The sequence below is a fragment of the Vibrio sp. 10N.286.52.C3 genome (genome assembly GCF_041468865.1).
GTDB classification, from domain to species: Bacteria; Pseudomonadota; Gammaproteobacteria; order Enterobacterales; family Vibrionaceae; genus Vibrio; species Vibrio crassostreae_C.
The window spans coordinates 1-21,163 of record NZ_JBFRJM010000027.1; the positions used below are offsets into that span (position 1 = coordinate 1).

The 21,163-nt window shown below is 45.5% G+C and carries 21 protein-coding genes; 14 read left to right on the forward strand and 7 right to left on the reverse strand.

From position 1 onward, the window contains the following. The first annotated feature begins 354 nt into the window (after positions 1–354). From AB4138_RS10805 to luxS, 9 genes are all read left to right on the forward strand, one after another. The gene (locus AB4138_RS10805; protein WP_004741884.1) at positions 355–612 is read left to right on the forward strand and encodes an oxaloacetate decarboxylase subunit gamma; all 258 of its coding nucleotides are present in this window, start codon (positions 355–357) and stop codon (positions 610–612) included. 31 nt (positions 613–643) lie between these two features. Continuing rightward, on the forward strand, positions 644–2,428 hold the full coding sequence (gene oadA, locus AB4138_RS10810) for a sodium-extruding oxaloacetate decarboxylase subunit alpha (protein ID WP_372306014.1): 1,785 nt from the start codon (positions 644–646) through the stop codon (positions 2,426–2,428). A gap of 9 nt (positions 2,429–2,437) precedes the next feature. After that, the gene (locus tag AB4138_RS10815) at positions 2,438–3,568 is read left to right on the forward strand and encodes a sodium ion-translocating decarboxylase subunit beta (RefSeq protein WP_019825842.1); all 1,131 of its coding nucleotides are present in this window, start codon (positions 2,438–2,440) and stop codon (positions 3,566–3,568) included. 171 nt (positions 3,569–3,739) lie between these two features. Continuing rightward, entirely contained in the window at positions 3,740–4,693 is a 954-nt protein-coding gene (locus AB4138_RS10820) for an NADP-dependent oxidoreductase (protein ID WP_048605767.1), read from the forward strand. A 6-nt stretch (positions 4,694–4,699) separates the two neighbouring features. Continuing rightward, positions 4,700–5,161 carry a YqaA family protein gene (locus AB4138_RS10825; protein ID WP_017059555.1) on the forward strand — a complete coding sequence of 154 codons (462 nt, stop codon included), beginning with the start codon at positions 4,700–4,702 and terminating at the stop codon, positions 5,159–5,161. Positions 5,162–5,170: 9 nt separating this feature from the next. Beyond that, a complete protein-coding gene (locus tag AB4138_RS10830) occupies positions 5,171–8,029 on the forward strand; it encodes a pitrilysin family protein (RefSeq protein ID WP_017063228.1) in 2,859 nt (952 codons plus the stop codon). Between the two features lie 99 nt (positions 8,030–8,128). Continuing rightward, entirely contained in the window at positions 8,129–9,697 is a 1,569-nt protein-coding gene (gshA, locus tag AB4138_RS10835; protein ID WP_102331920.1) for a glutamate--cysteine ligase, read from the forward strand. A 10-nt stretch (positions 9,698–9,707) separates the two neighbouring features. Then, positions 9,708–10,358 carry a hypothetical protein gene (locus AB4138_RS10840; RefSeq protein WP_017629422.1) on the forward strand — a complete coding sequence of 217 codons (651 nt, stop codon included), beginning with the start codon at positions 9,708–9,710 and terminating at the stop codon, positions 10,356–10,358. A 24-nt stretch (positions 10,359–10,382) separates the two neighbouring features. Further along, the gene (gene luxS / locus AB4138_RS10845; protein ID WP_017056597.1) at positions 10,383–10,901 is read left to right on the forward strand and encodes an S-ribosylhomocysteine lyase; all 519 of its coding nucleotides are present in this window, start codon (positions 10,383–10,385) and stop codon (positions 10,899–10,901) included. A 115-nt stretch (positions 10,902–11,016) separates the two neighbouring features. Here luxS and AB4138_RS10850 read toward each other — a convergent pair whose 3' ends face one another. Together AB4138_RS10850 and AB4138_RS10855 are read right to left on the reverse strand one after the other, a co-directional pair. Continuing rightward, the gene (locus AB4138_RS10850) at positions 11,017–12,288 is read right to left on the reverse strand and encodes an HlyC/CorC family transporter (RefSeq protein WP_017063233.1); all 1,272 of its coding nucleotides are present in this window, start codon (positions 12,286–12,288) and stop codon (positions 11,017–11,019) included. A 127-nt stretch (positions 12,289–12,415) separates the two neighbouring features. Beyond that, the gene (locus AB4138_RS10855) at positions 12,416–13,210 is read right to left on the reverse strand and encodes an inner membrane protein YpjD (RefSeq protein WP_019825854.1); all 795 of its coding nucleotides are present in this window, start codon (positions 13,208–13,210) and stop codon (positions 12,416–12,418) included. A 200-nt stretch (positions 13,211–13,410) separates the two neighbouring features. Between AB4138_RS10855 and ffh the strand changes: the two genes are divergently transcribed. From ffh to rplS, 5 genes are all read left to right on the forward strand, one after another. Beyond that, on the forward strand, positions 13,411–14,805 hold the full coding sequence (ffh, locus tag AB4138_RS10860; RefSeq protein WP_010435884.1) for a signal recognition particle protein: 1,395 nt from the start codon (positions 13,411–13,413) through the stop codon (positions 14,803–14,805). 212 nt (positions 14,806–15,017) lie between these two features. After that, positions 15,018–15,266, forward strand: a complete 249-nt coding sequence (rpsP, locus tag AB4138_RS10865; RefSeq protein ID WP_004410028.1) for a 30S ribosomal protein S16 — start codon at positions 15,018–15,020, stop codon at positions 15,264–15,266. 24 nt (positions 15,267–15,290) lie between these two features. Continuing rightward, entirely contained in the window at positions 15,291–15,845 is a 555-nt protein-coding gene (gene rimM / locus AB4138_RS10870) for a ribosome maturation factor RimM (RefSeq protein ID WP_017063236.1), read from the forward strand. A gap of 26 nt (positions 15,846–15,871) precedes the next feature. Next, positions 15,872–16,612: a tRNA (guanosine(37)-N1)-methyltransferase TrmD gene (trmD, locus tag AB4138_RS10875; RefSeq protein ID WP_102319880.1), complete on the forward strand. Its 741-nt coding sequence runs from the start codon at positions 15,872–15,874 to the stop codon at positions 16,610–16,612. Positions 16,613–16,671: 59 nt separating this feature from the next. Next, a complete protein-coding gene (gene rplS, locus AB4138_RS10880; protein ID WP_004735514.1) occupies positions 16,672–17,025 on the forward strand; it encodes a 50S ribosomal protein L19 in 354 nt (117 codons plus the stop codon). A 305-nt stretch (positions 17,026–17,330) separates the two neighbouring features. Here rplS and yacG read toward each other — a convergent pair whose 3' ends face one another. From yacG to AB4138_RS10905, 5 genes are all read right to left on the reverse strand, one after another. Further along, the gene (yacG, locus tag AB4138_RS10885) at positions 17,331–17,528 is read right to left on the reverse strand and encodes a DNA gyrase inhibitor YacG (RefSeq protein ID WP_010435916.1); all 198 of its coding nucleotides are present in this window, start codon (positions 17,526–17,528) and stop codon (positions 17,331–17,333) included. A gap of 82 nt (positions 17,529–17,610) precedes the next feature. Beyond that, positions 17,611–18,351, reverse strand: a complete 741-nt coding sequence (gene zapD, locus AB4138_RS10890) for a cell division protein ZapD (RefSeq protein WP_017063237.1) — start codon at positions 18,349–18,351, stop codon at positions 17,611–17,613. A gap of 26 nt (positions 18,352–18,377) precedes the next feature. Next, the gene (coaE, locus tag AB4138_RS10895; RefSeq protein ID WP_017058946.1) at positions 18,378–18,992 is read right to left on the reverse strand and encodes a dephospho-CoA kinase; all 615 of its coding nucleotides are present in this window, start codon (positions 18,990–18,992) and stop codon (positions 18,378–18,380) included. Between the two features lie 2 nt (positions 18,993–18,994). Then, positions 18,995–19,864, reverse strand: a complete 870-nt coding sequence (locus AB4138_RS10900) for an A24 family peptidase (protein WP_372157799.1) — start codon at positions 19,862–19,864, stop codon at positions 18,995–18,997. A gap of 66 nt (positions 19,865–19,930) precedes the next feature. After that, on the reverse strand, positions 19,931–21,160 hold the full coding sequence (locus tag AB4138_RS10905; protein WP_048615620.1) for a type II secretion system F family protein: 1,230 nt from the start codon (positions 21,158–21,160) through the stop codon (positions 19,931–19,933). Between the last annotated feature and the right edge of the window lie 3 nt (positions 21,161–21,163).

Genomic DNA, 21,163 nt, shown 5'->3' on the forward strand with positions numbered 1-21,163 from the left:
CGCGATGAACCTTTTTTTATGTCTGCTGCAAATTTGTTGCAACAATGTTAAATTTGTTAGTTGTTTAACTTGTTGTATTTAAAGTAGTTCTTGATTGCTTCTTTGTTATTCCACCTTTCTCATATCAATTCCCAGAAAAGCCCCGTTTAAGTCACAGTTTAAATATCTAAAAATGACGTATTTGACAGATTTATGTGATCTGATAGGCGAATAATTAACCTTATGTGTGCGTTATCCGTAACAGAACCTTAAACAAAATTGACAAACTTTTACCAATCGAGATAATCCATGGGTCGGGATCACTATTCGCTGAAATCCTGTACGTATGTCAGGATGACGAAGAAAGGAAGCAACATGACTAATATTGGAAGCCTGCTAGGAGATGCGGCGACTCTAATGATAACGGGGATGTCCGTTGTCTTTATTTTTCTAACTATTCTAGTTTACCTCGTTCGGTTGATGTCAAAACTGGTACCAGAAGAAGTACCAGAGCCGATCGCAGCACCTAAAAAAATTCAAAAATCACAATCAAACCCTTCAGCTGTTAGTCCACAGGTAGTGGCAGCAATTTCGGCCGCGGTTCATCAATACCGTGCGTCTACTGCTAAGTAGCATTTAAAGGATTAAAAAGGAGTTTATGAGCATGTCTAAACCACTAGCTATCACAGATGTGGTACTTCGTGACGCGCACCAGTCACTATTTGCTACTCGTATGCGTATCGAAGATATGCTGCCAATTGCGGCAGAACTGGATAAAGTCGGTTACTGGTCACTTGAGACTTGGGGCGGCGCGACGTTTGATTCGTGTATCCGTTTTCTTGGCGAGGATCCATGGGAGCGTTTGCGTGAGCTGAAAAAAGCGATGCCAAACACACCAATGCAGATGCTACTGCGTGGTCAAAACCTATTGGGCTACCGTCACTACGCGGATGATGTAGTAGAAAAATTTGTTGAACGTGCCCATAAAAACGGCATGGACGTATTCCGTATCTTTGATGCGATGAATGACGTGCGTAACTTTGAAAAAGCAGTGAAAGCAACGATCGACGTTGGTGGCCACGCTCAAGGTACGTTGTCTTACACAACCAGTCCGGTCCACAATTCAGATACTTGGGTTGATTTGGCTAAGCGCCTAGAGGACCTAGGTTGTCACTCACTATGTATCAAAGATATGTCAGGTTTATTAAAGCCGTATGAAGCAGAAGAGCTGATTACACGTATCAAAGCATCGTGTGACGTTCCTCTAGCACTGCATAGCCACGCGACAACTGGTCTATCGACTGCAACAGCGGTTAAAGCCGTTGAAGCGGGTATCGACATTCTAGATACCGCTATTTCTTCAATGAGCTGCACTTACGGTCATACGCCAACCGAAACGGTTGTTGCGATGTTAGAAGGTACAGAGCGAGGCACGAATCTTAAACTAGACCAAATCGAACCCATCGCGGCTTACTTCCGTGATGTACGTAAAAAGTACGCGAAATGGGAAGGTCAGCTAAAAGGTGTCGATTCTCGCATCTTAATCGCTCAAGTTCCTGGCGGAATGTTAACTAACATGGAAGGCCAGCTTAAAGAGCAAGGCGCCGCCGATCGCATGGATGAAGTTCTAGAAGAGATCCCACGCGTACGTAAAGAGCTTGGTTACATTCCTTTAGTAACACCAACTTCTCAGATTGTCGGTACTCAAGCGGTTATTAACGTCTTAACGGGCGAACGCTATAAGAGCATCACGAAAGAGACTGCTGGTCTACTGAAAGGTGAATACGGTCAAGCTCCTGCTGAAGTGGATGCTGAACTGCAAGCGAAAGTTCTAGACGGTGCAGAGCCGATTACTTGTCGTCCTGCTGATTTACTTAAGTCTGAAATGGATACGTTAACGACGGATCTGTTAGAGAAAGCGAAATCAGAGGGTATCTCTCTAGCTGAAGATACGGTTGATGATGTACTGACTTACGCGCTCTTCCCACAAGTGGGTCTTAAGTTCCTTAAGAACCGTCGTAATCCTGAAGCATTTGAACCTGCACCAACGCTAGAAGTTGCGGCTCCAGTTGCTGCAGCTCCTGTACAAGCTTCTGGTGGTATTGAAAGCTACAGCGTGAAGGTTGATGGCCAGGTTTACGATGTTGAAGTTGGCCCTCAAGGTGAACTGACATCGGTATCTCCATCAGCGAAACCAGCACAAGCGTCTCAAGCAGCACCTGCTGCGGCTTCTGATGCAGAAGCAGTTCCAGCTCCATTAGCAGGCAACATCTTCAAAGTGATCGTTCAGCCTGGTGCTGAAGTGGCTGAAGGCGATGTGCTACTGATCTTGGAAGCGATGAAGATGGAAACGGAAGTTCGTGCTGCTCGTGGTGGTATCGTTCAAGAATTGAATGTTAAAGAAGGCGATGCAGTTACTGTAGGCGCTCCACTACTAAGCTTAGCGTAAGGGAGTACCATGGAAGGATTGATGACCTTATGGTCTGAAACAGGGATTGCGAACTTTGAGTTCGGCCAGATCTGTATGATGCTGGTTGGTTGCTTACTGTTGTTTTTGGCAATTCGTAAAGGATTTGAACCGTTACTTCTACTGCCTATTGGTTTTGGTGCTGTATTAGCAAACATTCCAAATGCTGGGTTTACTGATCCAGGTGGTTTGCTCTACTACGTCTACTACATTGGTATTGAGACAGGTATTTTCCCACTGCTGATCTTTATGGGTGTTGGTGCGATGACGGACTTCGGTGCGTTGATTGCGAACCCTAAAACGTTGTGGCTAGGGGCTGCGGCTCAGTTTGGTATCTTCGCGACGCTATTTGGCGCGATCTTGCTGAACTACGTTCCAGGAATGGAGTTCTCGATGGCCGATGCTTCGTCAATTGCGATCATTGGTGGTGCCGATGGCCCAACTGCGATCTTCTTGGCGAGTAAGTTATCTCCGGATCTTTTAGGTGCCATTGCAGTAGCGGCTTATAGCTACATGGCTTTGGTTCCGATCATTCAGCCACCAATCATGAAAGCGTTAACGTCTCCTGAAGAGCGCAAAATTAAGATGGCTCAACTTCGTCACGTTAGCAAAGCCGAGAAGATTCTTTTCCCGCTTGCTGTACTACTGATGACGATTTTGTTCCTACCTTCAGCAACACCTCTAGTTGGTATGTTCTGTTTGGGTAACTTAATGCGTGAAGCGGGTGTGGTTGATCGCCTTTCAAAAACAGCTCAAAACGAACTGATTAACGTTGTAACTATTTTCCTAGGTCTAGGGGTTGGTTCTAAGCTTCAAGCGGATACGTTCTTGAACTTAGAAACACTGGGTATTCTAGGTTTAGGTGCGGTCGCGTTCAGTATCGGTACGGCGGGTGGTGTATTGATGGCTAAGGTGTTGAACCGATTCTCGAAAGAGGACATCAACCCACTGATTGGCGCAGCTGGCGTATCGGCGGTTCCAATGGCGGCACGTGTTGTGAACAAGGTTGGTCTTGAGGCAAACCCTCAGAACTTCTTATTGATGCATGCAATGGGTCCGAACGTAGCCGGTGTACTTGGTAGTGCGGTTGCGGCGGGCATTCTATTAGCTCTCGTGGGCTAGTGGATTTGCTGGGTCATGTATCGTTACGTTAATTGGTCGTCAATTTACGAATGAGCGGTTAACTTAGCCTTATTAAATGGTTTATAGTCAAAGGGATGCTTTCGCATCCCTTTCTTTTTATTAATTAGGGTGCTTGCTCACTAGGGCTTTTATCAATCAAGGAAATGTGGAATGGAAAATAAACAGATTGCGATTACTCAATTCGGCGGCGTCGAAAACCTAAGTATTCAAACCAGTGCGATCCCTGAGCCTAAGGCTGGAGAAGTGGTGGTTAAAGTTTCCTTTTCAGGCATTAATCCGATTGATGTCAAAACCCGAGCGGGTCTTGGTTGGGCGGCAGCACAAAACAAAGATAACCTGCCTTGGGTGCCTGGCTACGATATTTCAGGGCAAATTGTCTCGCTAGGCGAACAGGCTGAACGCTTTACTGTTGGTGATAACGTAGCTGGCTTTATTGGTTTTCCACTGCAAGGTGGCGGTTACAGCCAATATGTGTGTGTTCCAGAAGCTGCATTAAGTATGGTTCCTGATTCTGTCACTCTAGAAGCGGCAGCTGCATTACCACTCGCGAGTCAAACAGCGGCACAAGCGCTCAACAAAGCCGAAGTGAAAGAAGGCGACCGCGTGCTTATCTTGGCGGGCGCGGGCGGCGTTGGTCACCTTGCGGTTCAAATTGCAGTGGCAGCAAAAGCTGAGGTTTACACAACCTGCAGCGAAGCCAATCTTGATTACCTTGCGACGCTAGGTGCTCACGCGATTAACTATAAGTTTGCGCCAGCATCAGAAAGAGTATCTGATGTCGATGTGTTGATTGATTTGGTCGGTGGCGATACCGCGCTTGATGCATTGAAGTGCCTAAAAGATGGCGCGCGAGTAGTGACAGTACCGACTCTATCTGCAGAACTTATCTGCGAAAAAGCCACACTATTAGGTTTTACTGCATCAGGCATGCTGGTTGAACCAAGCCCTGAGCAAATGGACACTATGCTTTACATGGTCAGTGTCGGATTACTCAAAACAGAAATTCAAGGTATCTACCAATTAGACGAGGCGCAGTCGGCGCACCTGCAGGTTGAAACCGGACACACCAGAGGCAAGGTGCTACTTAAAATGCAAGAAAGTTGATAGGCAGTGTTAGAATTTTTTAACTCCCTTTTTGAAAATATCGCGCTGTGGTTCTCGGACTCGGCGCTGTGGGTACTCTTCATTAGTGGCTTCTTGAGTGCCACGTTACTCCCCGGTGGTTCAGAAGCTAGCCTTGTGGCTGCATTGAGCTTAGATCAGTTTTCAACCTCATCGATCATTCTAGTGGCGACATTAGGCAATACCTTAGGCGGCCTGACTAACTATTGGATTGGTTTGTGGTTGCCTAATCGAACTCAATCTGAAAAGCATGGTCATAAGGCTATGGCTTGGCTGAGTCGCTATGGCTACTGGACACTGTTATTTAGTTGGTTACCGATCATTGGTGACCCTTTGTGTCTCGCTGCGGGTTGGCTAAGAATGAAATTCATCCCTAGCGTTATTTTGATAGCGATTGGCAAAGCCGCTCGCTATAGCTTACTTGCTGCTATCTACTTCGGTTTTTTCTAAGGAGAACCTATGAAAAAGGTTTTACTTGGTACATTTTCTCTTATCGCCATTGCTGGCTGTTCTTACAATGTACCTAGCTCAACGCCCTTCTTTTCCTCGTTACCTGAAGGTGTCACTCTGTTAGAAGAGGTTAAGCCCTCTAAAGATAAAGTAGTGATTCCTTACACCAAGTATCAGCTTGAAAACGGTCTGACAGTTATTCTTTCCCCTGATGATTCCGATCCGTTGGTGCATGTTGATGTAACTTATCACGTCGGTTCAGCACGTGAAGAGATAGGCAAGTCGGGATTTGCTCACTTCTTTGAGCACATGATGTTCCAGGGTTCAGAGAACGTTGGTGACCAACAGCACTTTAAGATCATTACCGAAGCGGGTGGCTCGTTAAACGGCACGACCAACCGTGACCGCACCAACTATTTTGAAACTGTTCCTTCTAACCAACTTGAGAAAATGTTGTGGTTAGAATCAGACCGAATGGGCTTCTTGTTGGATGCTGTTTCTCAGAAGAAATTTGAGGTTCAAAGAGGCACGGTCAAGAACGAGCGAGCGCAGAGCTACGAAAATCGTCCTTACGGCTTGATGTGGGAACGCATGGGCGAAGCGCTTTACCCTGAAGGTCACCCTTACTCTTGGCAACCAATCGGCTATGTTGAAGATCTTGACCGTGTTGACGTGAATGATCTTAAAGCGTTCTTCCTGCGTTGGTACGGCCCAAACAATGCCGTGTTAACGATTGGTGGTGATATCGACGTTGATGACACGCTAGAATGGGTTAACAAGTACTTTGGTTCAATTCCTCAAGGCCCTGAAGTGAAGGCGGCAGAGAAGCAACCTGCTGTTCTAACAGAAGATAAATACATCACCTTAGAAGACAATATTCGTCAGCCGATGGTGCTGGTGGGGTGGCCAACAACGTATCGCGGTGAAGAGACGCAAGCTTCGCTGAATGCATTGTCTAACGTGTTAGGTTCAGGTACCAACAGTTACCTATATCAAAACCTCGTAAAAACGCAGAAGGCCGTCAGCGCTGGCTCTTTCCATGATTGTGCTGAGTTGGCGTGTACCATGTACGTGTATGCAATGGGCAACTCAGGTGAAAAAGGCGATTTGACGGTTCTCAATAAAGAGCTGATGGATACCCTGGAGCAATTCTCGAAAGAGGGCGTTGAGCAAGAGCGTTTAGACCAGATCACTGGCATGGCCGAAGCGAATGCTGTTTTTGCATTGCAAAGCGTTAAAGGTAAGGTGTCGCAACTCGCGTCGAACCAAACCTTCTATGGTCAGCCTGATCGCATTGAATCACAACTCGATCAAATCCGAGCGGTGACGCCTGAGAGCGTGAGCAAGGCATACCAAGATTTCATCGAAGGTAAGCACAAGGTTACCTTGAGTGTGGTTCCTAAGAAAAAGCTCGATTTGGCGGTTCGTGAAGCGACCTTTACCACGCCACCACGTACGTTGCCGGAATACAGCAAGGTGACGGAAGATCAACTGGATTTCAGAAAGGCACCGGATACCTTTGATCGCAGTGTGATGCCAGAAGTGAACTTTGGTGTTGAGGCGACCATGCCTGAGTTGTACCGCATGCACTTTGCAAATGGCACTGACTTAATTGGTACCGTGACCAGTGAAACGCCGACAGTACAGCTGCAAATTCAATTGCCTGCAGGCGAACGCTATGTTCGCAAAGGGCAAGAAGGCCTAGCGAACCTAACGGCTTCGATGATGGAAGAAGGCTCAACTAAACGAACCGTTGAAGAGTTACAAGCGACCTTAGATAAACTTGGTAGCAGCGTGAGCATTAGTGCGGGCAGCTACACCACAGATATTTCAGTCTCGACGCTAGAGAAAAACTTGCCTCAAACCTTAGCGATTGTGCAAGAGGTTCTATTCGATCCTAAGTTCGATGAGCAAGATTTTGAGCGCGTTAAGAAACAGATGCTAGAAGGCGTTGTGTATCAGCATCAGCAGCCAAGTTGGATGGCTTCTCAAGCAACCCGTGAAGTGCTGTTTGGTGACACTGTTTTTGCTCGTGCAAGTGATGGTACTAAGGAATCTCTATCGAAATTGACCTTAGACGATGTGAAAAAATTCTATGCGCAACATTACACACCAGAAGGTGCCAATATTGTTGTTGTGGGAGACATCTCGAAGAAAGAGGTAGGGAAACAGCTACAATTCTTTGAAGAGTGGCAAGGCGATGCGGCACCATTAACGCGTCCACAGATCGTCAAAGAGCTTTCTGGTCAGCACCTGTACTTAGTCGATAAACCGGGTGCGCCGCAAAGCATTGTTCGCTTGGTTCGTAAAGGTCTGCCGTTTGATGCAACGGGTGAATTGTATTTGAGCCAGTTAGCTAACTTTAACTTAGCGGGCAACTTCAATAGCCGTATCAACCAGAACCTACGTGAAGACAAAGCCTACACTTACGGTGCAAGCGGTTACTTCGCAAGTACTCGTGAAACTGGCGCAGTGGTATTTAGCGCGCAGGTAAGGGCGAATGCGACGGTTCCATCGATTCAAGAGTTTATTAATGAGCTGAATGAGTTTAGCCAAAGTGGATTAACTGACGAAGAGGTGAAATTTATGCGCCTTGCCGTCGGTCAACAAGATGCACTTAAATACGAAACGCCAAGTCAAAAGGCGGGGTTGTTGAGTAATATTGTTGCATTGAGCCTTGATGAAGATTACCTACAACAGCGTAATCAGATAGTTGAAACGGTTTCAAAAGAGACCTTAAACGAGCTATCTAAGAAATGGTTTGACCCGAATGATTATCAAATAATCGTTGTTGGTGACGCGACTTCGCTTCGCCCGCAATTAGAAAAGTTAGATATTCCAATAGAAGAGCTTGAAATCATTCGTTAGAGTACACATTAAAGGGGGAGGGAAGAGACTCTACTTTTCTCCTCCAACCTAATTTATGATAGTTCTAATCAGAACAATATAAGATAAGTGAACTGAATTTTGACTGATTTTGCTGCGCGACTAAAGCAAGTTGCAACCAACCCTAAGACCTTCTCTCAATTTGGTCGTGGTGTTGAAAGGGAAACATTACGCTACACGGAAGATGGGCACCTTGCTACTGGGCCGCACCCTGAGGCTTTGGGATCTGCGTTGATGAACGAATGGGTAACGACCGATTTCTCTGAGTCGCTACTGGAATTTATCACGCCTGTTTCTAACGACGTTCCGACGCTTTTGAATCAGTTGTCTGATATCCACCACTTCACGCAAACCAAGTTAGACGGCGAAAAACTATGGCCGCTTTCTATGCCTTGTTACGTTGGCAGTGAAGATTACATTCAGCTAGCGCAATACGGCACCTCGAATAACGGTAAGATGAAGACCCTATATCGTGAAGGCCTAAAACGTCGTTACGGTAGCCTGATGCAGATTATCTCTGGTGTTCACTTCAACTTCTCTTTCCCAGAAAGCTTTTGGGATAGCCTGTTTGGAGAGCAAACTGAAGAAGCGCGTTGTGAATCTAAGTCAGATGCTTACTTTGGTTTGATTCGTAACTACTACCGCTTTGGTTGGTTAATCCCATACTTCTTCGGTGCTTCACCTGCGCTATGTTCTTCTTTCATCAAAGGAAGAGAGACAAACCTGCCTTTTGAAAAGGTTGGTGAGACACTGTATCTGCCAAAAGCAACGGCACTGCGCCTGAGCGACCTTGGCTACACGAACAGTGCGCAAAGTGTGTTGAAGATTGGTTTCAACAGCCTAGACCAATACCTTGAAGGTTTGAATCAAGCGATTCGCACACCATCAGAAGAATTTGCCGAGATTGGCACTAAGGTTGATGGTGAATACCGTCAGTTGAATAGCAACGTACTGCAAATTGAAAATGAGCTTTACGCTCCAATCCGCCCTAAGCGTGTGGCGAAGAGTGGTGAGAAACCATCTGAAGCATTGGCACGCGGTGGTGTTGAGTACATTGAGGTTCGTTCTTTAGATGTAAACCCATTCAGCTCAATTGGTATCAATGAGCAGCAGGTTCGCTTCCTAGACTTATTCCTAACGTGGAGTGTGCTAACGGACTCTGCTGAGATGGATAACTGCGAGCTTGAATGCTGGCGCGATAACTGGAACAAGGTGATCCTACAAGGTCGTCAGGTTGGTCTAGAGCTGCAAATCGGTTGTCATGGTGAGCGATTGTCTCTGCAAGATTGGGCGAAGCGTGTCTTCAAAGATCTGCGCTCTATTGCCGAGATGATGGACGCTGAACAAGGTGGTCGTGCATACCAAGAAACATGCGATACGCTTGAGGCTTGGATTGATAACCCTGAGCTAACTATTTCTGGCCAGTTGCTAGAAGAGACCAAAAAATTGGGCGGCTTAGGTAAAGTGGGTTGCGCGTTAGGTAAAACGTACGCTCAGCAACACAAAGCGCACCAATACAAAGTATATTCAGCTGAGTTGATGGAAGCAGAAGTTCAACGTTCTGTGATTGCTCAGCAACAAAGTGAAGAAGCAAGCACTCAAGATTTTGATAGCTTCTTAGCGGATTATTTTTCGTATTTAAAAGCATAGCGAGACTTTGGTGGAAAGGAAGCAAGCCTTATTAGGTCAGCCTACTCGAGTGAGTAGTAAATGGTTACCTGTAGTGACTGTTGGTGTTGTCTCTAGCCTGTTGGTTGGATGTGCAACGCCACCGCCAAAGCAGCAAGATAATTTGTGTAGCATCTTTCGAGAGCACCCTTCATGGTATGAAGATGCCTTGGATATGCAAGAAGAATGGGGAACGCCGATTAACGTTGCGATGGCTTTTGTGAAACAAGAGAGTAGCTATCGTCATGATGCGCGCCCACCTAAAGATTACATTCTTGGCTTTATACCGTGGGGGCGTGTAAGCAGTGCCTACGGTTATGCACAAGCTCAAGATCCTGCTTGGGAAGACTTCCAAAAGGCGACCAATAACGGTGGTTCAAGAACCAACTTTGATGATGCATTGATGTTCATCGGTTGGTATACCAGCGAGACGCGTCGTCAATTGGGCATCTCACTATGGGACCCATATAACCAATACCTGGCTTATCATGAAGGCCGTGGTGGTTATAAGCGCAAGTCATACAACAGCAAGCCATCGCTAATTAAGGTGGCGCGCAAAGTCGAACAGCAAGCAAAAGATTATGGATGGCAGCTGAAACAGTGCCGCAAAGAACTAGAAGACAATCGAAGCTGGTTTTTCTAAAGCCAGCCGTCATGGAGAAGAGCAATGCCTTTATTAGATAGTTTCACTGTTGATCACACACGCATGAACGCACCTGCCGTTCGTGTTGCTAAAACAATGCAAACCCCAAAAGGGGATACCATCACTGTGTTTGACCTGCGTTTTACTGCGCCAAACAAAGACATCCTATCTGAGAAAGGTATCCATACTCTAGAGCACCTATATGCTGGTTTCATGCGTAATCAATTGAACGGTTCAGATGTAGAGATCATCGATATCTCACCGATGGGCTGTCGCACTGGTTTCTACATGAGCCTGATTGGTACGCCTACAGAACAACAAGTGGCTGACGGTTGGTTGGCAGCGATGCAAGACGTACTGAAAGTTGAGAACCAGAATAAGATCCCTGAGCTGAACGAATACCAATGTGGTACCGCGGCAATGCACTCTTTGGATGAAGCGAAAGAGATCGCGAATGCGATCATCGCTGCAGGCATCTCTGTAAACAAGAATGATGAACTGGCACTGCCAGAGTCTATGCTGCAAGAGCTTAAGATCGACTAGTCATTGATAGCTACCCTAGATAGGGCGAGTTAGATACTAAAAGGCCCGGTTCAATGAACCGGGCCTTTTTCGTCAACGTATTTTAGGGCGAGACAGAGATTCAGTGATAACTCAGTTAGCCGTTCACGATCTGTGGGAACACGCGAACCAGTTTGATGCGGTTCTCTTCAAGCTCAACAATTTCCATTGGGTGGCTGGCTACCTGAACACTGAGGTGACTCTCTGGAATATCTTCAAGGTGTTCCAGTATCAAACCATTCAGCGTTCTTGGGCCATCGGTAGGCAGTGCCCACTGTAAGCCTTTGTTGATATCTCGGATATTGGCACTGCCTTCAATCAAGAAGCTGCCATCGCTTTGCGGAGTAATCTCTTCAGATAAGCTTGGGGTGATTGAGGTGGTAAACTCACCTACGATCTCTTCTAGAATATCTTCTAATGTAACCAAACCATTGATGTCGCCATACTCATCAACAATCAAACCGATGCGCTGCTTATTGCGTTGAAACTTAAGCAGTTGAATATTGAGTGGTGTCGCTTCAGGAATAAAGTAGATCTCATCCGCGGCACGCAACAGGGTTTCTTTATTGAATTCGTTCTTTTCAAGCATCAGACGGTAAGCTTCACGCAGCCTAAGCATGCCGACCACTTCATCTATTTGGTCACGATACAGCACTACGCGACCATGAGGCGAGTGGGTAAGTTGACGAACGATCGATTTCCAGTCGTCATTGATGTCGATACCAGTAATCTCATTACGCGGCACCATGATGTCGTTCACGGTGACGTGCTCTAAATCCAGAATAGACACCAACATATCTTGGTGACGTTGAGGGATTAAGCTACCGGCTTCATTTACCACGGTTCTAAGCTCTTCGGAGCTCAAGTGGTCGGTTGCATCATGGCTGGCTTTAACGCCTAAGATACGAATGAAGCCGTTGGTAATGAAGTTCACTAAGATCACCAATGGTGATAGCACCTTCATCAGTATCATCAAAAGGATACTACTCGCGTAAGAGACACGTTCAGGAAATAGAGAAGCGATGGTTTTTGGTGTTACCTCGGCGAATACGAGGATCACGAGAGTTAGGGTACCAGTAGCAATAGCCACACCGATATCCCCGTAGATGCGCATACCAAGAATAGTAGCGATCGCAGATGCAAGAATGTTGACGAGATTGTTGCCGATGAGGATGAGGCCAATCAATCTGTCTGGGCGGTTCAGAAGTTTTTCTACACGTTTGGCACCTTTATGACCCGTATTGGCCAAGTGCTTTAAACGGTAGCGGTTCAGGGACATCATGCCCGTTTCGGAACCAGAGAAATAACCAGAAATTACAATGAGACACGCGAGTAGCGCAAATAAGATACCCGTTGATATGTCGTCCAAAACTATTCTTTTCCTATTTGTGTATCTTGATTAATTTATGACCGAACATGGTCGAGATGTCAATTGAATGTATTGCACTCAATATTTTAAAGGCAAGGTATGTGAGACCTTGCCTTTATTTTACAGACTAGTTCAGGATGATTTCCTGGACGAAGCGGCTACCGAAGTAGGCTAATGTGAGCATGCTGGCGCCGGCCAGTGCGAACCAAGTGACTTTCTGTCCACGCCAACCTTTCTGATAGTGACCCCACAGAAGGATGGAGTAGATAACCCAAGCGATAAAAGACAACACAGCCTTGTGTGCCTTTCCTTGAGCAAACATATCTTGCACGAAGATGAGACCCGTTAACAAGGTACCTGTTAATAAGCCATTACCAATCAAAATGATCTTGAAAAGTTGTCTTTCCACCATCATTAAAGGAGGTAGGTTAGGGTTTATCACTAAGGCTTTTTTCTTTTTAAGTTTGTGATCTAGCCACGCAAGTTGCAGGGCGTATAGCGCACCGATAGTTAACGTTGCGTATGAGAATAGAGCCAAAGAGATGTGCACGAGCAGTTTTGGGTCATTCTCTAGATGTTTGATGAAGGTGCTTGGAAGAAACGTTGCTGCCATGAGGTTAAGCGCTGCGAAACTATAAACAACAGGCAAGATGAACCACAAGCGGGTTTTGAGCATTGCACCGCTCATTACCACAGATATGATTAAACTGATTAATGAAGCAACGTTCAAGATACTGAGGTTTTGGCCACTGGCATTAAAAATCAAATCGCCAAGCAACCAAGCATGGAAAGCTAGAGCAAGTAATGCGCTGATAAACACCGTTTTTACACGGATTCCTGTTTGGTGCACGAGACCTGGAATGATCGTGGAAATCGCCATTGTATAAAGAAAGGCTGCTGCGATCGCAATAAGACTGTCCATGGTATCCATTTTAATGATTACTAATTGGCGAATTATACCTCGCATCGCTCTTTGGGGCTATGGCGAACCTCATTCAATTCCAAGTGAATAATGTCTCACATCACAAGCACGGATGATTAACGCTCTACAACGGGTATGACTCTAATCCGCGCTAATGTATACTCACAGTAATAGTCGCAGTTTTGAGCGAAGAGAAAACTATGTTTGATAATTTAACGGATCGTCTATCCAAAACGCTGAAGAACATCAGCGGTAAAGGTCGTCTGACCGAAGACAATATTAAAGAGACGCTGCGTGAAGTACGTATGGCGCTACTTGAAGCCGACGTTGCACTGCCCGTTGTCCGCGATTTTGTTAAGCGCGTAAAAGAAGGCGCTGTGGGTGTTGAGGTTTCTAAATCTCTAACGCCTGGTCAAGAATTCATTAAGATCGTTCAAGCTGAACTTGAAGCGGTGATGGGTGAGTCTAACGAGGCTCTTAACCTAGCAGCGCAGCCGCCAGCCGTTATCTTAATGGCGGGTCTACAAGGTGCGGGTAAAACCACATCGGTAGGTAAGCTATCTAAGCTTCTAACTGAGCGTGACAAGAAGAAAGTCTTGGTTGTGTCTGCCGACGTTTACCGTCCAGCGGCGATCAAACAGCTTGAAACGTTAGCAAGCGATGTTGGCGTAGACTTCTTCCCATCTTCAGCTGATCAAAAGCCTCTTGATATTGCAAACGCTGCAATCGACCACGCGAAGAAGAAATTCTACGACGTGCTACTTGTCGATACTGCGGGTCGTTTGGCTATCGATGAAGAGATGATGGGCGAGATCAAAGAGCTTCATACTGCAATTAAACCAGTAGAGACACTGTTCGTTGTTGATGCAATGACAGGTCAAGATGCTGCGAACACTGCAAAAGCCTTTGGTGATGCGTTACCACTAACCGGTGTTATCTTGACGAAAGTTGATGGTGATGCGCGTGGTGGTGCTGCTCTGTCTGTTCGTCATATCACAGGCAAGCCGATTAAATTCTTGGGTGTTGGTGAAAAGACTGACGCACTAGAACCGTTCCACCCAGATCGTGTTGCTTCTCGTATCTTAGGTATGGGCGACGTACTGTCTCTTATTGAAGACCTACAGAAAAACGTTGATACCGAGAAAGCAGAGAAACTGGCTAAGAAGTTCAAAGAGAAGAAAGGCTTTGACCTTGAAGACTTCCGTGAACAGCTAGGTCAGATGCAAAACATGGGCGGCATGATGGGCATGATGGATAAGCTTCCAGGCATGTCTCAGCTACCAGATAACGTTAAAGATAAAGTTGATGACAAGATGTTCAAGCAGATGGAAGCGATCATCAACTCTATGACCATGAAAGAGCGTCAACGCCCTGACTTAATCAAAGGCTCACGCAAAAAGCGTATTGCCGCTGGTTCTGGTACACAGGTACAAGATGTAAACCGTATGCTTAAGCAGTTCACCCAAATGCAGAAGATGATGAAGAAGATGCAGAAAGGTGGCATGAAAGGCATGATGCGCAACATGCAAGGCATGATGGGCGGCGGTGGAGGTATGGGCGGAATGGGTGGTGGCTTTAACCCGTTTGGTCGATAATCTACAAATGTAAGCTTTAGCTACGTTACTTTTCATAGTGTTAGCCGTGTCACAGAAAGTGTACGGCAGCTATGTTGGTGAAAAAATAGCTAAAGCCCTTGCATTGCACCGGAATAAGAGTAAAATTCCGGGGCTTTAATTTGGCACGAGACCCCAAGCTATTTACTTATACTTGGGGTTAATTATTTTATTAAGAAAGCAAAGAGGACGACATGGTAACCATTCGTTTGGCACGTCACGGTGCAAAGAAGCGCCCATTTTATCAAATCGTAGTTGCGGATAGCCGTAACGCTGCAACTGGCCGTTTCATCGAGAAAGTAGGTTTCTTTAACCCTACTGCTCAAGGTCAAGAAGAAGGTCTACGTCTAGACCTAGATCGTGTTAACCACTGGGTTGGTCAAGGCGCATCTCTATCTGATCGTGTAGCTAAGCTAGTTAAAGACGCTCAAAAAGCGGCTTAATTCTTTTTTAAAGAGAAATAGCTTATGTCGATGAAGGGTAAAGAAACTATGAGCGAGCAAAACAATAGAATTGTCATGGGTAAACTTGGGTCTACCTATGGTATTCGTGGCTGGCTTAAAGTGTTCTCCTACACAGACAATGCTGAAAGCATATTTGATTACAGCCCTTGGTATTTAAACCTAAAGGGTAAGTGGGTTGAGTACAAAGTTGAGAGCTGGAAACGTCATGGCCAAGGTTATGTATGTAAGCTAGCGGGATTAGATGTTCGTGAAGACGCGCAACTGATGACTAACTTTGAAATTGCTATTGACCCTGCTTCGTTACCTGAATTGTCAGAAGATGAATTCTACTGGCGCGAATTGTTCGGTATGCAAGTTTTTACCACTAAAGGTTACGACCTTGGTGAGGTCACTGACCTATTAGAAACTGGCTCGAACGATGTTCTAGTAATCAAAGCAAATCTTAAAGATGCTTTTGGCCAAAAGGAACGGTTAGTACCGTACCTTGAAGAGCAAGTGATCAAGAAAGTTGATCGCGAAGCTCGCCGGATCGAAGTTGACTGGGATCCTGGATTCTAACTCCAAATTACAGAGCGAGAGAACACATGTGGGTTGGCATTATTAGCCTTTTTCCTGAAATGTTCCGTTCTGTTACTGATTTTGGAGTAACAGGTCAAGCGGTTAAAAAAGGTCTTTTATCTATTGAGACATGGAATCCTCGTGATTTCACTCATGATAAACATCGCACTGTTGATGACAGACCTTACGGTGGTGGTCCTGGCATGTTAATGATGGTTCAGCCTTTGCGCGACGCTATCAAAACTGCCAAGCAAGCAGCACCGGGAAAGACGAAAGTCATCTATCTTTCACCTCAAGGTCGTAAACTCGACCAGAAAGGTGTTGAAGAGCTGGCAACAAACGAGAATTTACTTCTTATTTGTGGTCGCTATGAAGGGGTAGATGAGCGCATCATTGAATCTGAAGTTGACGAAGAATGGTCGATTGGAGATTTTGTGATGACGGGTGGCGAACTGCCAGCCATGACGCTGATTGATTCAGTATCTCGGTTTGTTCCGGGTGTACTTGGAGATTTCGCTTCAGCAGAAGAAGATTCTTTTGCAAATGGTTTGCTAGATTGTCCCCATTATACGCGCCCTGAGGTGCTAGACGATAAAGATGTACCATCGGTACTCAAGTCTGGAAACCATAAGGACATTCGTCGCTGGCGATTAAAACAATCGTTGGGCCGAACTTGGCTAAGAAGACCAGAACTCCTGGAAAACCTAGCTCTGACTGACGAACAGGAACAATTACTGGCTGAATTCATTAAAGAGCAACGCTCTTAACGAAAAGCAAGCAGTAACCTATTAAATTTAGTATCAGTTTATTCTAGGAATTTATACAAATGAGCAACATCATCAAGGCTCTTGAAGAAGAGCAACTAAAATCAGACCTTCCTAAATTCGCACCAGGTGACACTGTTGTAGTTCAGGTTAAGGTAAAAGAAGGTGACCGTGAGCGTCTACAGGCTTTCGAAGGCGTTGTAATCGCTATTCGTAACCGTGGTCTACACTCTGCATTCACAGTTCGTAAGATCTCGAACGGTGAAGGCGTAGAGCGTGCGTTCCAAACTCACTCTCCAATGGTTGATAGCATCGAAGTTAAACGCCGTGGTGCAGTACGTCGTGCCAAGTTGTACTACCTACGTGAGCGTTCTGGTAAGTCAGCTCGTATTAAAGAGAAGCTTACTAAGAAGTAATTCTTTTTGCATTCTATCGATAAAAGCGGAGCCATTTGGCTCCGCTTTTTTGTGTCTGTTATTTGGAGTTTCGCAGGTAAGAGATCCCCAATTAGCTCATTCCTCGCTCTGGAGGATGACGGAACAAACCGAAACTCATATTTAACCGTCATTCCCTAGACTGACGAAGGAAGGAGTAGGGAATCTCTACTAACGCCGTGTTATAGGCAATAAAAAAGGATTGACGTTAAACGCCAACCCTTCAAAATCTACTCGCTACTCGCTACTCGCTACTCGCTACTCGCTACTCGCTACTCGCTACTCGCTTAGTACGGATCTTCCGACCAACCATCGCTATCTGACATATCTGGTGCGCCAGCGATGCTGTTCTCTTCGTCTGCCCATTCACCGAAATCAATCATCTGACATTGCTTGCTGCAAAACGGGCGGTGCGGGCTTTGTTCGCCCCATTCAACGTCAGCATTACATTGAGGGCATTTAACGATGGTGATTTTCTTCGACATAGTGATTCTTAATTTGAAGGTGTAATAATAGTGAGTTTAGGCTCGAGTGAAGACTCAAGCCAAACTAAAAAAAGAAAATTAATTAGGTGCAGATAGCCAATTCAAATTCAATGTCTTGAGTACAGGCTTGCCCTGTTTCAAAGCTCATGAACTTAACAGCAAAGCGGTTCTTGTGACCTGAGATCATCGGGTAGGCACCGTATTGCATTGGAATAGATAGACGAAGGATATTCGCTTCATCGGCATCGCTCTGGAAGAAGCCAGCGCGAGCGATTTGCTCTTTAAAGTGACCAGTCTCTCTGGTGAGCTTCAACCACAGTGTTAGCGCTTCATACAGAGGTTGTAAGCTATCCATCCACGCTTTAGCATCTCTCATTCTCTTATCGAGAGGAAGGTGCAGCCAATAATGCAGTGCCGGTAAATCAAAGCAGCATGAGCCACCTGGAAGATTAAAGCGTTGGCGAATGGCACTCAGGAAGCGGTCTTCCTTAAGTGACTGGCCAAAACGCTCTGCCTGCATCAGATCACGATAGATGTTACCAATGTCATTAAGCAGTGATGTCAGCATCTCTTGATCGACACCTTCAACATCCAACCAACTTTTGTAGGTTACACGTTGCTTCTCAATATCTTTTGCCAGTTCGCTCTTGAGTTGGATCTGTTCGAAGATTTCAATCAGATCAAAGATGGAACGGAAAAAGAGTTGATACTGTTGAGCATCGGAAAATGTAGAAGACAAGTGTAGCTGCCTCAAGAGTGATTCGACTCTTAAGTAGATGCGTGTTTTCTCATTTAGAGGATGTTCAAATTTATGGGTGATCATCGAGCAAACCTTCATTCAACATTGTTCTATTCTGACCCATCTACAGCACTGATTGCCAGATACTTTTGATGTAAATCTGTGATTTGAGGCAAAAGTTCTTGGTTTTTAGTATGGTTTTTAATCACGTCATCTGCAACTGCTAAGCGTTGTTCTCTTGAAGCCTGTGATTTTAAAATTGATGCAACTTGTTCCCTAGAAACATTGTCACGACTCATCGTACGTTCTATTTGAACTTCTGCTGGCACATCAACAATTAATACGCGATCGGCCATGCCTTGCATTTGGTTTTCCACCAATAGCGGTGCAACTAATAAACCATACGGGGATGTGATTTTAGACAGGTCACTGTCAATTTTGTCACGGATCATGGGATGAAGAAGATCATTGAGCCACTGCTTTTCTTTAGGATCTGAGAAGATCAGCTCACGCAGCCTACTTCGGTTGAGTGTTCCATCGTCAAGCAAGATAGACTCACCAAAGTGTTCTGTAATCTGTTTTAAGCCGACACTGCCCAGCGCAACCACTTCACGTGCCACGATATCAGCATCAACAATATCTATATTAAAATGCTCATTGAACAGGTTAGCGACCGTAGTTTTGCCACTGGCGATACCACCGCTTAATCCGATAATGATTGCCATGGTTAAATTCCTAGTACAGAAGTGAAATACCAACCCATGATGTCGTTACCCCACATCAAGCTTACCCAACCCGCAATCGCAAGGTAGGGCCCAAATGGAAAGGCTTTATCTATGCCTTGCTGTTTCAAGCGAAGTTGAATCAAACCAAACACAAGGCCAACAAGCGAAGATAAAAGGATGATCATCGGTAGGTGCTGCCAACCAAGCCATGCGCCAAGCGCAGCCAGGAGTTTGAAGTCACCGTAACCCATGCCTTCTTTGCCTGTCAGTAGTTTGAACAGCCAATAAACGGACCACAAGGCTAGGTAGCCAGCCATTGCACCAATCACTGAATCTTGAAGCGATACTGGACTGACGTTAAACAGAGCTAAAGCGATACCAGACCAAACTAAAGGTAAGGTGATTTGATCAGGGAGCAGCATGGTATCGAGATCGATAAAGGTTGCGGTAATCAATGCAAACGTGAAAAAGATCAGAGCGATGGCGTAATAACTGAAACCAAAATGACTAGCGACTGCGGTACAAAGGATTGCGGTAAGCAGTTCGACCAAAGGGTAGCGAGCACTGATTGGATTAGCACAGCTATGGCACTTACCCTTTAAGAACAACCAGCTTAAGACTGGGATATTGTCGACGATTCTTAATTGGGTTTTGCACTTCGGGCAGGTAGAGCGAGGAATGCTGAGGTTGAACTTTCCCTCTGGCGCTGGAATTTTATATTGAGAGAAATATTCCGAGCACTCTTGTTGCCATTCACGTTCCATCATAATTGGCAAACGGTGTATGACTACGTTGAGGAAGCTGCCGATAAGAAGGCTAAAAATGAAAGCTAATACGGGGAATAGCCAAGGATAGTAGTGAAATACTTCCATAGTGTCCTTTACCACTTAATCAAGGTGAGCAGAGATTGTTGCTCATGGGTGTTTAGTTGCTTTTAACTATCCTAACACACTCATAAGATTAAAGATCGGTAAGTACATCGCAACCACAAGCCCGCCAACAACTGTCCCTAAAAATACGATGATCAGTGGCTCTAGAATCTTGCCTAAATTGTCGACGGTGTTGTCGACTTCAAACTCGTAAATGGAGGCTACTTTATTGAGCATATCATCAAGGTTTCCTGACTCTTCACCGATCATCACCATCTGTAACACCATTTCAGGAAAGGCGTTGGTATTGCGCATTGCGATATACATTGGCATGCCAGCAGCCGTTTCTCGGTGAACCTCAATGATGGCCGATTCATAATGCAGGTTGCCTGCGGTTTTGGCTGTGGTTTTAAGGCTCATTAAAATCGGAATGCCAGAACTAAAGCTGGTTGATAAGGTTCGGCTGAATTTGGCAATAGAGGCTTTGGCTAATACGCCACCAAGAACAGGAAAGCGTAATCCTAGCCGACTAACAGACAGTTTGATCGAGTGGGAACGCTGACACAGTTGGTAAATAATCAGGACAACAAGCCCTATGCCTACGGCAGTATAAAAGCTGTAAGCCTGCATCCAATGGGAAAGGTAGAGTACTTGTTGAGTGAACCAAGGCAGGTCGGCGCCAAAGCCGGAAAACATCGACTCAAACTCTGGAATCACCATGGTCAGCATTAAATAAGAAACGGTCAGTGCAACGGTGACCACCATCGCGGGGTAGATGAGTGCTTTGACGACTTTGGACTTTAACTGCTCGCTCTTTTCTCTATAGGTCGCCAAACGTTCGAACACTTGTGCTAGGTTACCGGAGAGCTCGCCTGTGGCGACCAAATCAGTGTATAGGTCATCAAAGTGACGGCTTGCGGTTCGCATTGCTTTTGAGATTGGCGTTCCGGCTTCTACACCTTTGCAGATATGCGATAGAATCGATTTCATTTCAGCTTTGCGGTGATTGTCCGACACCAACTTGATGGCTTGTACGATAGGCACACCAGTGGCCAGCATGGTAGCAAGCTGCCGAGTCAAAATAGTGATGTCTTTGGCTTTTACTCTATGGGTTAAACGAGTGACGGCTGAAATACTTTTCTTTTTGATTTTCTTAATCTGAATATGCTGTTCTTTGAGCTTTTCTCGTACTTCCAATTCAGTGAGCGCTAACGTTTGCCCAGACACTTTCTTGCCTGAGCTGTTAATGCCTTTCCAGTGATAGCTTTTTAATTGTGATTGTTTGGACTTGCTACTCATTGG